Below are 15,906 nucleotides of genomic sequence, written 5' to 3' on the forward strand. Positions count from 1 at the left end.
CATATAATACAACTTTTCATAAATGGCTGGACACAAACATTAGAAAATTATTTTAAAGCAGAAATGCTAATTTCTCCACCAGATATAGTAGGAAAAACTAAATCAGTTAAAACAGCTCTCCCATCATTAGCAAAGATTTCGACAATTGAATTATCTACAAAAATATCAAGTTTCATGATACCATTTTGTGGAGATACTTTCATACTTTCAATACTTGGAAAAGTTTTATTAAAATCAACTTTCCCAGATTTTGTGCGGTCAAATGATAACTTTTGAGAAGCTATATCATATTTCAAAACACTTTTCTCGTCACTATTTTTCAATAAATCAATCGAAAAACCCTTTGAATTTGCCAAATCAATAGTAAGAGTCAAGCGAAAAGAATTGCTTTTCATTTCAAACGTTTTTGCTTCAGTTAATTCACTTGCTTTTAATGTCAATACTTCAGTGTGAATTTTATCTGAATAAACAGGTTTTTGAACTAAATGAAATTTACCATTTTCATTTACCAACGATAATTTCCGAGGCATTGAAAACATCCCTCTTCTACCTTCTGATGAAATATCGATTGCATAAGCCCAATTGTTCACCCAAGCCATTATCGTAGGGTTCTTATCATTTGTAGGAAGATTATTGAATGGAACAGCCGCATAAAAATCTTTGCCATAATCTATTCTTAAAACACCAGTTTGAGCATCGGGTGTAAATGTTTTGCCGTCAAATTCGCCTACAAAATATTGCATTCCTACATAATCAGTATCTTCATTTGCACTCGAAATCATAGAAATCCACTTGAATTTATCACTATTGTCAATCGAAACTTTAAAAAGCGATGGACATTCCCAGATTTTTGCATAATCTCCAATTTTACCATATTCACTCAATAATTTCCAGTTTTTCAAGTCGGTTGATTCATAAATTTGAGCAGTATATTCCAAAGGTTTTACAACAATCATTCTCCATTTTCCTTCATGCCAAAATACTGATGGGTCTCTAAAATCTTTCAAACCTATGTCCAAGACAGGATTTTTGTCATAAAATTTCCATGTCCTGCCTTTGTCAGAACTATATGCTAAACTTTGATGCTGTGCTAAACCTTGCCCTTTTTTATCAATGTGTGATGTATAAATAGCTACTATACCATTCTTAACACCTTTTTCAAAAAAGCCAGTAGTATTTAAGCTATCTACAACCGCACTACCCGAAAAAGCCATTGTGGTGGAGCTATCAGCATTCATCGTTTCAGGAATGGCAAGAGGTAATTCTTTCCAAGTTTTTAGGTCTTTGCTCACAGCATGTCCCCAGCTCATGTGTCCCCATTTATCTCCAAAAGGATTGTATTGGTAAAATAAGTGATATTCGCCATCCAAATAAACCATCCCATTTGGGTCATTTACCCAGTTTTTGTCAGGCGTATAATGGTAGGCTGGTCGGTAAATTGCTGGCTCGTTTTTGACTGTTTTACTTGATGAACAAGCATTTAGCATGGCCGCAATTGCTATAAAAGCAAGTGTTTTTTTCATTGATATTTGTGTTTATGATGAATAAATCAGGCAAAAAAATGGTAGCAGTAAAAAAAACTACTACCATTTTGTCACTAACTTAATATATTACAACCTATGTTAAGTATTTTTAAAACCCTGGATTTTGCTTATACAAACCATTCGTAAAGGTGATTTCTGCTTGTGGAATCGGCAAGTATTCATCTCTTCCTGCGGTAAATTTGGCTGTAGCTAAGAAAGGTCTTCTTACTTTTTCTTTGGTTATATAAGCGTTGAGGGTTTGCTCAGCAATTCCCCAACGTACCAAATCAAAGAATCTTGACCCTTCGGTGGCAAACTCTAAACGTCGTTCCCACATCAAGGCTTTCCATGCAAAATCTTGTGTCCAACCAGTTGCTGAATAGGGTTTTATATTATATTTTGAGGCAAAAGTTCCGTCTAATTTTTTAAGTCTTCCTGTGCTTGCAGCAGCTCTATTTCTGATTTGATTGATTAATGGCAATGCACTTGCTTGTTGACCTAATTGAATATACGCTTCTGCTTGCATCAATAAAACATCATCGTAGCGGAGTATATCATAGTTTTTGGCAGTACCCATAAATGGGCCAAGCTTGAAATATGAGTTACTTGATGCCAATTGTTGGAAACGCATCGTATGAAAATTACCATAAACACCAGGGTCTCGTACCCAACTATTACTAAACAGTTTTGTATTATCATACTTATAAACATGCCCATCAATACCTACTGTATGGTCAAGACGTGGGTCAACTGTTTGCGTTGATAAGTCGGCAATTTTATCATTGAAAGTATCAAAATTTGGTAGTCCATTTGCATCAGTTGTGTAAGCATTTACCAAATTTTGACTTCCAGCATGAAATCCGCAGCAACCATATTGAGGAGCTCCATGTGGGTAATTTAGACCATCTTCATAACTCATGCGTCCTGCCGTTGTACCATCATTAACTGTAAATTGAATAGCGAAAATAGATTCAACACCATTTTCTGATTCAGGAACAAAATTGTCGGCAATGTCTGGGCTTAGTGCGTATTTTCCTGAAGAAATAACTGCTTGCGTAAGTGTAACAACTTCTTGCAATCTTGTTTTATTGATATTCACCACTTTATGCTTGTCATCTTGTTCATAGGCTTGGTATAAACGCACTTTTGCCAAATAAGCTTGAGCTGACAATTTATTTGCTCTTGCCAATTCTGGTTGAGTAGCTGGTAAATTATCAATCGCATATTGAAAATCAGCGGCAATTTTATTCCAAGATTCATCATTACTTAGTGTATTCGACACTTTTAAAATCTCTTCATCAGACGCTGTTTCGTCAAAAATTGGAATGTTTTTATACAATTTTTTCATGATAAAGTAACTATGGCCTCTTAAAAAACGCAATTCAGCCAAACGCACTTTTTTTGCAGGATAATTGGCTTCTGTGAGGGTATTTACCGCACGAAGAGCTACATTACATCTTGAAATTGATTTAAAAAGGTTTTGCCAAGTACGAGTAACAAATGCCCCGATAGTAGGTGTCGTGAGGTTATAATGCTCTAAAGCATCAATTTCACCCACATCGCCAGTGCCACCACCGCCTTTGTAGGCATCGTCAGAGCGAACACTTCCATAAACCCAATCGCTATAAATTGGGCCAATCATATCGCCATTACCAATAGCAGCATAAGCGGCTGTTACCAAGCCATCAATGGCTGTTGCCGAAGTTAAATCTGATGAAGATAATACACCCGTTGGTGTATATTCGAGGGCATCTTTACATGAGCCAAAAAAGAGTAGCCCCGTAATTAATATAGTTGATAATATCTTATTTTTCATTTTTTTGAATTTGTTTTTGCTGTAAGTTATATGCTTTACGCTACAAGCATTTTACAGAGATGATTTATTAGCCTAAAGCATATTGCTTTCAGCTTATTGCCTAATTAAAACGATGCGTTAATTCCGAAAGTAAATGTTTTTGGAATCGGAACTGGGTCAAGGTCAATACGCTCAGGATCAGGACTTAAATAGCTTTTGCTTTTGAACCAGAATAAGTTTTCCGCCATTGCATAGACACGTAATCTTGTAAATACTGATTTAGGCGTGATTGAATACCCAAGTTGTAAATTACGCATTTTGAAATACGAAGTATTAACAATGAAATAATCGGAAGTACGTCCTTCGCCATTATTATCTTTCAATGTTAAAGCAGGAACATTTGTATTAGTATTTTGTGGTGTCCAAGCATTGAATACACCTGGTCCAACATTTTCTCTACTTTTCATCAAATTATTGAATAAAGTATAAACATCAAAACCCGTTCTTCCAGCAACGCCCGAACCAAAAATTGAAGCATCAAATTTTTTGTAGGTCAAGTCAATTCTTACGCCATATTCAAGTTTAGGAAGTGTTGTACCAATCCAAGTTCTATCTAAATCATCAATTTTATTATCACCATTTACATCAACGTAACGAATTCTTCCTGGACCTGCACCAATTTGTGTAGGAGCAGCATCTACTTCTGCTTGAGATTGGAAAAGACCATTAGTTTTATAGCCAAAAATATCAAACTGTGAATGCCCAATAATAGTATTTACTAAATTTCCTGCATAAGCTGGACGAACATTTTCTGGCAATTCAGTGATTTTATCTCTAAAATGTGCAAAGTTAGCTACAACATTGTATTTTAAATCGTTACCTGCCGTTCCACGATAACCCAATACAAACTCCCAACCTTTGTTAGATTTTGAAGCACCATTTACTGCTTTTGTTTGCCCTTCACCAAGAGTAGCAGCCACTGGTGGTGTAATTAAAATTCCCGAAGTTTTACGAGAGAAATAGTCAAATGAACCAAAGATTTTGTTATTCAAAATAGCATAATCAAGACCTACGTTTACTTCGTCGGTAGTTTCCCATTTCAAGCCTGAGTTAGCCGCTTGTGTTTGAACAAAACCCGATGGTAATGTTCCAGTATTTGCACCTGATAATGAATAAGCAGTACCAATATTCATGTATTGTTCCCAAAAACCACCCACTAACTGAGCTTGCGTTGTACCATATCTTGTGTTGAATAAGCCAAAACGAGCTAAATCACCGATTTGTTGATTTCCTACACGTCCAACCCCAATTCTTGCTTTCAATTCTGAGAAAATCCCATTATTTTTCATGAAATTCTCTTGGTCTATTCTCCAACCTAAAGAAGCTGCTGGGAAAATACCATATTGATTATCAGTACCAAAACGAGAGGAACCATCACGACGAACGGTTACGGCTGCCAAATATCTGTCTGAGAAATTATAATCAACACGAGCAAATTGAGAGAATAAACGATGCCCTGTTGAACCACCAGAAACGGTTGTATTTCCTGTTCCAGCATTCAAAGTAAAATAATCTTCAGTTTGGAGAGCAAACCCTTCTTTTTTGGTATTTTGGAAATCTAAATCAGTTTTAATGTACTCTGTTCCTACCAAAAATTTGAAGTGATTATTAGTATTCAAATCTAAATTATAGCGTAAAGTGTTCGACCAAGTAGTGCTTAAATAATGATTTTGGTCAAAAGTTAGGCTATTGGTTGTTCGGTTCAATGCACCTTCAGCAAATGTTGGGGCAATAACTTTACTTAAATAAGTAGCATTATCAGCTCCAAGATTTGATTTGAAAAACAAATTTTTGATTGGTTGTATTTCAATAAATACATTTCCGAATGAACTTAAACGATTAGCGTTATTCCATTTTGAAATGTCTTGCATGTGCAATGGATTATTTCTATCAGAATATCCTGCTCCTGATTCGCCTGCATAAGAAGTACCGTCAGTTTGATAAACAGGAATTGTAGGAGCTAAAGTAACTGCCAAAAATGTTGTAGAAGCACCACCTAAATCTCTTGCTGTAAGCGTTTCGTTAGAATTAGCAATACGCAAATTAACACCAAACTTCAACTTGTCATTAAACGCACGTGTCATGGCATTGATACTGCCACTCAGACGCTCATAGCCAGTATATCGAAGCATACCCGTATTTTTGAGTTGTCCCAAATTAATTTCAACAGATGAGTTTTTATTACCATAAGAAGCAGTGAAATCATTTTTTGTAACAATTCCTGTTTTGTACATGACTGATTGCCAATCTGTATCACCTGCGGGTGTATTTTTATCACCACCAACAAATGGCTTCACTGAAACGCCACTTAACACTGGATTTTTATAGTCGTTATTCCATTTAAAATCATAGATTTCGCCATAACCAGCAGCAGGGTCTTGTCCATCATTAACCGAAGCTTGCCATAGAGCTTTTCCTCTATCCACAGAGTTTAACATCTTGAAACGCATTGATTTTTCAGATTGTGAGGAAATGCTGCTATTAAACTGAAATTCAACCTTTCCATTCGTATTTCCACCACTTTTTGTGGTTACGATGATAACACCATTAGATGCTCTTGCACCATAAATTGATTCTGCTGAAGCATCTTTTAAAACTTGAACTGATTCGATATTCGCAGGATTCATGTTTTGAAATACTTCTGGACGAGTAGTAGGAATACCATCAATGATGTAAAGGGGGTCATGATTACCCAACGTATTTGCCCCACGAATCAAGATGCGGCTATTTGAACCATTTGGAGAACCATCCTTCTCAATATATAAACCTGGTACACGACCTTGTAACGCTTGCATGACATTACCCGAACTGTTGTTTTTGATAGGTTTTAAATCGACTACCACAACCGAGCCAGTCAAATCTTCTTTTCTTTGAGAAGTGTAACCTACTACAACTACTTCGGTCAATTCTTTACCAGGAGCTAAGGTAACTTGGACATCGCTAACACCTTTAACTGACACTTCTTGTGAAGTATAGCCAATAAAAGATATTTGTAATGAAGATGAGTTTTCGGGAACTGCAATCGAAAACTTACCATCGGCATTAGTGATAGCACCGATTTTTATTCCAGGTACAAGCACACTTGCACCGATGAGCGGCTCATTGTTGTCGCCTCCTCGGACAGTGCCAGTAATCTGACGTTGGGCAAACGCCAATTGCAATGACAGAATCATCACAATCAAGATTAATAGATTTTTTTTCATCATTTGAATTGTTTTTAATTAAACATAGGTAAAAAAATACTTAAAAAGCATTACTCGAACTGAGTGATTTATTCAATAAAAACTGAATTTCTTCTTTTGAAATTAGGGGTGATGCTCCGTGGCGTGTTGCTACCAATGCCCCCATAGCACAGGCCTCGACAATGGCGTGTTTGACTGGTGTGTTTTTCAAGAAATTGGAAATAAAAGAAGCTAAAAATGAATCGCCACTGCCAATGGTATCAACTACTTCTACTTCAAATCCTTCGCTTCTAAAAAACTCGTTATTATGCAAAAGCATCGCCCCATCTTCGCCTAACGTTACACAAATTGTTTTGATTTTGAATATTTTAGATATGTGAGCCAAGTTCTCTTGAATTGTTCCTGATTGGAAAAACCAAGCAGAAATTTCGTCTAACTCTAACTGATTGAGTTTTAGTAAATCGGTATTGTTTAATAAAAATTCAATCGTTTCTTTATCATAATAAGGCGGACGTAAATTGATGTCCAGCACTTTGAATGGAGCAATCTCCAAAAGTTTTTTTAGGGTCTCAAAAGTTTGCTCTGACCTTGCAGAAAGACTTCCAAAAACAAAGCAATCAGATTTTTCTACTGCTACTAATGCCTCTTTTTCTAACAAAATATAATCCCATGCCACAGGTTTTACGATTTTGTAGCTTACGTTATTTTTATCATCCATATTCACTTTCACCACACCAGTCAAGTGCGTTTGTCCCTGCTGGATAAATTTTGTATTTAGGCCATTTCCTTTAATAAAATCTATCAATTCAGTACCTAAATCGTCTGTGCCTACTCTACTTATGATAGTGGCATTATTGTCAAAGTTTTTTAAATGAATAGCTACATTCATTGGAGCTCCGCCAGGCATTTTCCCCGTTGGAAGCATATCCCAAAGCATTTCACCAAAGCAGATGATGTTTTTTTGATTGTTTTCCATGATTTTTTTAATGAACTAAAACAACTGAATCCATATTTTCGAGAGATTTTCCTTTGGTTTCAGGCATGATTTTCCATGCAAAAAGCAACTGCAAAATCATCATTGAAGCAAAAAAGGCAAAGACGATTCCACCACCGAAGGTTTCGGCGATGTAAGGAAAAGTAAATGTGATGATACTCGCCATCAACCAATGCGTGAAGCTGCCCAGTGCTTGACCATTGGCACGAACTTCATTAGGAAAAATTTCGGATATAAAAACCCAAATAACTGCCCCTTGTGAAAAGGCAAAAAAGGCGATGTAGGCAAATAAATAGAAAGGGACATTCATGCCCATTCGTTGGGTGAAAAATGCTTGTGAAACCAAAACGAGCGTTAGAATAAGTCCACATGAACCCACAATCATTAAGGCTCTACGGCCAAATTTATCAATCAATGAAATACCTAAAAGTGTAGAAACGAGGTTGATTAGTCCAATACCAGCCGAGGACAGTAATGCCGAATCTTTGCCGATTCCAGCCATTTCAAAAATTCGTGGAGCGAAATAAATAATAGCATTAATGCCAGAAACTTGATTAAATACTGCAAACAAAACTGCCAACATAATAGACTTACTATAAGCCTTTTGGAATAAGGGAACGTGAACTTTTGAGGTATTTTGCTTAATCGAAGCAATGATTTGTTCGGACGAGTTTTTGTCAATTGTATGAAGGATTGTACGAGCTGTGGAAATATCGCCTCTTTTTAAAATTAACCAACGAGGACTTTCAGGAATAAATAAAACGGTAATAATAAATATGAGTGAAGGAAAAGCTTGCACGCCCAACATCCATCGCCATTCGTTTTCCCCAATTCCAGACAATAAATAGTTGGAAAGATATGCCATCAAAATACCAAAAACGATATTGAATTGAAACATGGCTACCAATCGTCCACGCTTGTGAGCAGGAGCAATTTCGGAAATATATAAAGGAGCAACAACCGAAGAAACACCAACACCAAGCCCACCCATAAATCTAAAAACCAAGAAAACCGACCAATCAACGGCGTAGGCGGTGCCAACAGAAGAAACCAAATAAAGCAACGCAATGATAAGAAGTGATTTTTTTCTACCTAACTTCTCGGCAGGAATGCCACCTATTACTGAGCCAACAACCGTTCCAATTAGTGCTATTGAAACCGTAACGCCATGCTCGAAAGCATTGAGATTCCAAAGTTTTTGAAGTGTTTGCTCTACCCCCGAAATTACGGCTGTGTCGAAGCCAAATAGAAAACCACCGAGTGCGGCCGATAGTGACCAAAAGAATATTTTAAGATTTTGATTCATTACAAACTTGTTGAGTTTTTTGATGAACCAAAATTATGACTAAACTTTAAGGGTAGATTTTAGTATTCATTCAAATACTTATGATTTTGATACATTTTCATAAATAATTGATTATCAGTTAATTATGTAAAATATTGATTGTATTCAAAATAGAATATACTATAATTGTAACATGGAATATCACTATTGTTACAATCACCCATTCCGCCATTCAGTTGGCGTTTGGTTGGTTTTTTGTTTGAAGAATGTTGTGAAATAACTTGGGGTACTGAAACCCAATTCGTAGGCGATTTCAGCGATGTTTTTTTCTTCTTCTTTCAATAAAATTTTCGCTTTTTGGAGTTTGTATTCAGCAATATAATCAGCTACGTTTTTATTGGTCAATGCCGATATTTTTCTAAATAACTGTACCCTTGACATTCCTAACTCTTGACTTAATTTCTCAACTGAAAGTGTACTGTCCTTGATATTTTTGTCAATTAAAGCTTCAAATTCTAATAGAAACCTGCGTTCTCCTTTCTGTAATTGATTTGGATTAATAACTTCATTCGAGAATCTTCGCCTCATTCTATCACGGTTTTCTACCAATACTTTCAGTTTTTCTTCCAGTAATTGTTGATTAAATGGTTTCAAAATATAATCATCTGCACCAGCTTTTGTTCCTTCAATCTGATTTTCGATTTGACTTTTAGCGGTTAATAAAATTACTGGAATATGTGAGGTTCTGAAATCTGATTTTACTTTTTGTGTTAGGGCAAAACCATCCATTCCTGACAGCATGACATCACAAATAATAATATCTGGAATATAAGACAGAATTTCTTGCCAGCCTTGTTCGGCATTTTCTGTGGCAACAACATTATATTGTTTCTCTAATTTTTGATTTAAAAACAAGTTTAAATCTCGGTTATCTTCGATGAGAATAATGGTATTTTCAAATGTATGTTTGGAGTTATTTTTAATCAACAGTGGTTCACTATCATCAAATTCATAGGTTGTTTTATAAGAAATAGCAGTAGATTTTTCTTCCAAAACTTGTTTCGTTTCAATAATAGGCAAGCTAATCTTGAAAGTTGTACCTTTGTTTTTTTCAGAGTTTATTGAAATTTCCCCTCCATGTAGCGTTACAAATTCTTGTGAAAGTGCCAAACCTAAGCCTGTTCCTAACGAAATATTTTTGTTGCCTCTATAAAATAAATCAAAAGCATGTGCTTTTTCTTCTGCATTCATACCGATGCCATTATCGGCAATATTAATTTCGATTTTATCGGTATTCTTTAAAATAGAAACATGAATCAATCCACCATCGGGTGTAAATTTGAATGCATTTGAAATAATATTGAATAAAACTTTATCTAATTTTTCAGTATCAAATGCAAATGACAACTCTTTAAATGGACTAATAAACTGAAGGTCAATGTGCTTCTGTTTGGCTTTTACACTAAAATCGCCCACAATATCTTTGATAAAAGCAACTAAATCATTTTGACTTCGTTCTAATTCCATTTTTCCTGCATCCAACTTCCTCATTTCTAAAAGTTGGTCAACGAGTCGCAAAAGGCGATTAGCGTTTTTATAAATTAATTGAAGCGTACTATGAGTTTCTTTTAAATCAGTGTTTTTTCTTTGAAGTAAATCCTCGGTAGGTGTAAGAATAAGACTCAATGGTGTTTTGAATTCATGTGAAATATAGGAGTAAAATCGCATCTTATCTTCGGTTGCTTTGCGAGCTAAAAGTGATACTTTTTCAATTTCATTTTTTTGTTCAAGAATCGCCAAATTTTGCTCTTCTAAAATCTTATTTGAATGTTGCTTTTCCTGTAAAAGAAAATATAAAAATGCCCCCAAAATAACTACAATTGTGAGTAAAGCACTGATAAAATATAGTCTGTTTCGTTGAGAAGAATAGGTTTTATTTAATTGCGTAATTTTTAATATTTCTCGTTCAATTTCTACTTGTTGTTCTTTTATTTTCTGAATTTGAGAAAGCATAATATCCACATTATCTGAGGTTATTACATTAGTTAAAAGCTTATTCTCTTTCTTAAAGGGTTGTTTTTTTAGGATTTTTACAGCAGTTTGAATCGCTTCTGCTCCACCCGTAGGATACAATAATGTGGCATTTAGGACACCATTTTTTACATCCTGCATACCCTTTGTTACAGGAATGGCATCAATACCAACAAAAAATAAGTTTTTGACTTTCCCTTCTTTTTGAGCTACTTTATAGGCGGTTACTCCTAAAAAATCTGTATGAGCAAAAACAATATTCGTTTCAGGGTGCTCATTTAAGATTCGTGGAATATGTGTATTAATGTCTTCTAAACCGTTTTTTGTTTCAAGAGCTTCCACTATTTTAAGATTCGGAGCCGCGGCTATCGCATCATGAAAGCCTCGATTTCGTTCAGTTGCAGGGGAAGAAGTCATTTCTAATTGTATTTCAATAATACTACCCCCACTCCTAAATTGACTGGCTATGAATTTACCAGCGGTTTTGCCTAATTCATAGTTGTCGGCACCAATATAAGCAGAATAATGTTCGGAATCAGTTTTTCGGTCAACAAAAATAACAGGAATGCCTGACTTATAAATTTCCTCTATCGCAGCAGTAAGCGGTTTAGCTTCATTCGGTGTAATGATAAGTAAATCTATTTTTTGTTTGGCGAGAGATCGAATTTGTTCAACCTGTTTTTCTGTATCACTGTAAGAATCAACAATTTCCAAATTTATTTCTGGATGAAATGCTAATTCCCTTTTCATTTCGCTGTTCATTACATCTCTCCATTCATCATGACAGCATTGCAAAAATACAATACGGTATTGATGTTCTTGTTGATAAGAGCAAGAGATAGCTACAAAAGCAGCAAATGCAATAAATAAAGCTTTGGAAACTGTTGATTTCATTCAACAAAAGTATGAAACATTATGAAGAATGAGATATTAATAAATGTTCAAGTAATATTAAAAATGTTACATCCGATATTCAATTTCATATAATACGCTATTACAATCAATTAAACCAAAGCCTTAAACTTGGTTTAAGTTGAAGAATTCTTTGTCATTATGTGAGCATAAAAGTTAAAAATGAGAAAAACTATCTTAAACCTACATTCTGAAGTTTTGAATCACAAAGAAAATATTAACCTTTAAATCGTCTTAAAATTCAATTTATTAAGTTGCTATACCTTTTCAAAAGTCAAGAATACAATGCTGTGTGCTGGCAATTTCAAGACACCTGCTTTTATTTTGTCTCCTTTTAAAGTTGGGACATTATCATCAGCCTTTAATTTGAGTTCTTGACCATTTAGTTTGACTTTTTTAGTCAAAAGTTCATCTGCAGTAAGCAAGTATTGCGTTCCTGCATTAGGAATAACTATCGCTGTTTCAGTATCATTTGTATTTAAAATCAAAAGTGTTCTTCCTTTTTTAGATTTACCTTTTAAATTATGAGCGAATATATCAACACCCGAACTTAAGCTTCCTGCCTCATAAACTTCAGTACCCATTAGTTTATTCCATAGTAAAGCTGCCCAGTAGTTGGGTCTTGGATTATGTGTATCTTGGTCGAGCAAAGCATATTCACTTCTTGCAAGTGTATTGTGCATGACTACCTGAACGCCCTTTTTTGCCAAACGTCCGAGTTGTTCTAAATATCTAAAGCTATCAATATAGGTTGCTGCAAGTGGGTTTCCACCACAGGCTGATTCGGCTGTTTCTGTTAGCCAAATGGGGGCATTTGGGTTGTATTTATCCCTTGCATTTTGATAAAAATCAAGCCCTTTTTCTGCTTTGCTCAGCCATTCGGCACTTAAAGCATTCTCAAGTTTTTGCCCACCGCCACAGCGTTTTGAAACCGTTCCATAATAATGATAAGTAAAAACATCAAACGTTGGTTTTGGTTTTTGATTTAATAGTTCGTCTAATGTTAGATCTATACTCTTTGGTGGGAGTATGCCTCCTTCGCCAGTTGAACCAGGGCCAATAATTTTCATATTGGGAGAAATATCAGCGGTTAATTTTTTAAACGCTGATAAATCATTAGCAAAATTGATTCCTCTGTATTCTTTACTCACATCGCCGTGATAAGCATGAGAAGGCTCATTGAATAATTCGGCGGCGGCAATTTCTCCTTTTAAAGAATGCGTATAATCTAAAATTGCTTTTACTTGTTCTGGCTTCCAATTGCCCTTTTCATCGTGCATCCCTTCACTCATGGGGAAAGAACTTACCAATTTACCATCTACTGCTTTGCAAAAATCTACCACGCCTTTCCACTGCTGACGAGTGAGAATATTTTTAAAGCCAACGGGAGGACTTGCCAATTTTGGTTCATCATTATTTTGAAAATAAAGAGCATTAGCCCAAGTACCGCTCACTCTTACATAGGTTGGCCCCAATGCAGCGGCAAGATTACGAAGTTTTTGGTCATAGAGATTTATGGGTTCAATTTTCCATTTCAGAGCTTCAATACCTTTTTTATTTGAGTGCTTTCTGACCGAATCTATTAACTCATAAGGAATCCAGAAGTCTCCACCAATTACCTCACACATTTCTACATTAAATGATTGAAATCGTTCATCCACTTTTCCAATGAGCTTCATTTGCTTCAAATTAATACTATTTCCAGTGTATTGAGCCTGTACTATTGAAGTCAAACTCATTAAAAAAGTGAGAAAAAAGCCAAGAAGAATATTTTTCATATCAGTCAAAATTTTAAATTTAAAAATTATATAATACTTACTTCACCAATTCTTTCATTTTATTGGCAATAAATGAAGCTGCTCTTTTCGGACTGAATCTATAAAAAAGGTCTAAAAACTTAGCATCTTTTCCTACCATGATGCGATAGCTGTTATTTTCCATACCTTCAATGATAATTTCAGCAGCTTCAGAAGCAGGTAAAGGTTTCATTTTGGAGTTTTCAGCATTACTCCTTTTCGGCATTTCTAAGCCTGAATTTGTAGTAATATTCGTAGCAATTGCACCGGGAAAAACCACCGAAACCTTCACATTCGTAGCCATTAATTCAGAATGTAAACCTTCAGTTAAAAGTTTAACTGCCGCCTTAGATGCTCCATAAATGGTTTGCCCAGGAACTGGTAAAAAACCACCCATACTTGATATATTAACAATATGAGCTTCTGGACGGGTCAATAAATGAGGTAAAAGGGCTTTAACGAAGTAAAGCGTGCCATAGAAATTGACATTCATTACACGCTCGATTGTGTCAAAACCCAAATCATTAACTTTGATAAATGGTTGAATAATACCCGCATTATTGATAATGCCATCCACTTGTCCAAAATCAGCAATGATTTTTTGAACGGTTTTCTCTACCTTATGTTTATCCGTTATATTCAAAAGATAGGTTTTCAATTGTGAACTATCTACTTTGCTCAGCTCTATGGTTTCCTTTAAACTGGTTTCGTTCAAATCAATTGCCGCTACTTTAACTCCTTTTGAGAGCAAATTGAGGGTTAATTCTCGCCCCATGCCACTGCCAGCACCTGTTACTATGATTACCTTATTGTTGACTTTCATGATTATCGCTTTAAAATTTAATTTTTTTTATTCTACCACTACTCTTACTCTATCCAAATTTTGGATGCGTGTAAAAGCAGTTTTTGCATCGTCTTCTCTTTGCAAAGCAACTCTTATGGTTGGTAGAAAAGTACCCTTTTTGTCAAATTTTCGTGTTACTTGCACTATCGCAGTTGAACTATTTTTTGTCACAATTTTCCCCTGAGTGGCAAACTTTCCAGAACCATCAAAATCAAAATCAGCAGCTACTATTTTGCCTGAATTGGTCGGAATATCTATAGTTGCCACAAAAGTCAAAGTTTTACCCGATTTAATGTCGGCCCGTTTTTTGCCATTTACCAATAAATTAGGAATAGGCTGGATACCCTTTCTCTCTGATGCAGATGTTGGTACGATAACTTGACCATTCTCAATCTTATAAACAGTACTTTTAGCTGGCTCAATGTCTTTTTCTACCCAGTCGCTTAAATCAAGAAGAGCTTGTTGTAAAACACCCGTATAACTCACGGCATGAGTTGGGTCACCCAGTTGAGAAGCTAGATCTCCATGCAAGGCATTTTCAGTGTACCAAAGTTTGAAGTTATTGTCTGTCTCTGTTCCTAACTGCTCTTTAACTCTTTCACGGTACCAGTCACACTGCCACGGGAAAGCTTCTCTATCTAACAACGAACCCAAGAGTATCATTTTACCTTTAAATTTGCCAACGGGTAATGTACCAGATGCAGCTCTTGTGAACAATGGGCCAAGTTGCATCGGACGTTGAGGATAGATTGGTTTTCCTTGTGCATCACGAAATTGGTTCCAAACTTTATATTCTGGCCCAGGTACTTGGTGTCTATGATACGTTTGAATAGCTAAGAAATTAGAATTATCTACTTGTACTGTATCTCCTTGCTTAATCAGTAGTAATAATTGCGGCGGATTGGTAGGTGCTAATGCTACTTTATTGTTTTCTGCTTTGGTAAGTTGAAGTGTTTTACCAGCTGCAGCTCCACTTTTTATGATTAAATCGCCACCTATAAAACCCACATTTGGCAATTGGTCAGTTAATTCAAAAGCAACTGGTCGTCCACCTTCTTTTCCGCCCATACTTTTCCAAGCATTGTCAGCACTTCCTCTATCATTCTCAGATACAGCTTCAACTAAACCTAAAGAAACCGCTTCACTGATACCAATAGACGTTTTAATAGTGCTGAGTTTCTGAATTCGAGCATTTAAAAGTGACTTTGTTGGTTTGTAACCTAAATAGCCTGGTTTATTCCAAAAATCTTTAGTGAAATAACTGTTATCAGCCATCGTAACTCCTTGATATAATACCAAAAAGCCGTGTATACCCATATCTTTGTAGCCAAACCATGATTTTGGCGGAAAGCCCATTTGTGTTACTTCTTTCAAGGCTTCGCTTTCTTCGGCGTTTAATCCTGCATACATATTTCCTGAGCCTCCTGGCTCCAAGGCATCAACGATTGATGGAAATTTGTCTTTCAAAATTCTCATTGCGTGCA

At 35.7% G+C, this 15,906-nt stretch carries 9 protein-coding genes; all 9 read right to left on the bottom strand.

Features of this window, described 5'->3' with window-relative positions:
* Positions 1 to 47 precede the first annotated feature (47 nt).
* Positions 48 to 1,523: a glycoside hydrolase family 32 protein gene (locus ACQUQZ_RS25245; RefSeq protein WP_435358005.1), complete on the bottom strand. Its 1,476-nt coding sequence runs from the start codon at positions 1,521 to 1,523 to the stop codon at positions 48 to 50.
* Positions 1,524 to 1,632: 109 nt separating this feature from the next.
* The gene (locus ACQUQZ_RS25250) at positions 1,633 to 3,339 is read right to left on the bottom strand and encodes a RagB/SusD family nutrient uptake outer membrane protein (protein ID WP_435358006.1); all 1,707 of its coding nucleotides are present in this window, start codon (positions 3,337 to 3,339) and stop codon (positions 1,633 to 1,635) included.
* Between the two features lie 104 nt (positions 3,340 to 3,443).
* Positions 3,444 to 6,581, bottom strand: coding sequence for a SusC/RagA family TonB-linked outer membrane protein (locus ACQUQZ_RS25255; protein ID WP_435358007.1), 3,138 nt, complete (start codon positions 6,579 to 6,581; stop codon positions 3,444 to 3,446).
* 40 nt (positions 6,582 to 6,621) lie between these two features.
* Positions 6,622 to 7,536, bottom strand: coding sequence for a carbohydrate kinase family protein (locus ACQUQZ_RS25260; protein ID WP_435358008.1), 915 nt, complete (start codon positions 7,534 to 7,536; stop codon positions 6,622 to 6,624).
* 7 nt (positions 7,537 to 7,543) lie between these two features.
* Positions 7,544 to 8,860, bottom strand: coding sequence for a sugar porter family MFS transporter (locus ACQUQZ_RS25265; RefSeq protein ID WP_435358009.1), 1,317 nt, complete (start codon positions 8,858 to 8,860; stop codon positions 7,544 to 7,546).
* A 195-nt stretch (positions 8,861 to 9,055) separates the two neighbouring features.
* Positions 9,056 to 11,764, bottom strand: a complete 2,709-nt coding sequence (locus ACQUQZ_RS25270) for a hybrid sensor histidine kinase/response regulator transcription factor (protein ID WP_435358010.1) — start codon at positions 11,762 to 11,764, stop codon at positions 9,056 to 9,058.
* A gap of 275 nt (positions 11,765 to 12,039) precedes the next feature.
* Positions 12,040 to 13,560: a hypothetical protein gene (locus ACQUQZ_RS25275; RefSeq protein WP_435358011.1), complete on the bottom strand. Its 1,521-nt coding sequence runs from the start codon at positions 13,558 to 13,560 to the stop codon at positions 12,040 to 12,042.
* 37 nt (positions 13,561 to 13,597) lie between these two features.
* Positions 13,598 to 14,401, bottom strand: coding sequence for an SDR family NAD(P)-dependent oxidoreductase (locus tag ACQUQZ_RS25280; protein ID WP_435358012.1), 804 nt, complete (start codon positions 14,399 to 14,401; stop codon positions 13,598 to 13,600).
* A gap of 27 nt (positions 14,402 to 14,428) precedes the next feature.
* A partial coding sequence (locus ACQUQZ_RS25285; protein ID WP_435358013.1) for a hypothetical protein occupies positions 14,429 to 15,906 on the bottom strand: 1,478 nt, incomplete at its 5' end.

It is taken from the genome of Emticicia sp. SJ17W-69, from assembly GCF_051209875.1.
Lineage (GTDB): Bacteria > Bacteroidota > Bacteroidia > Cytophagales > Spirosomataceae > Emticicia.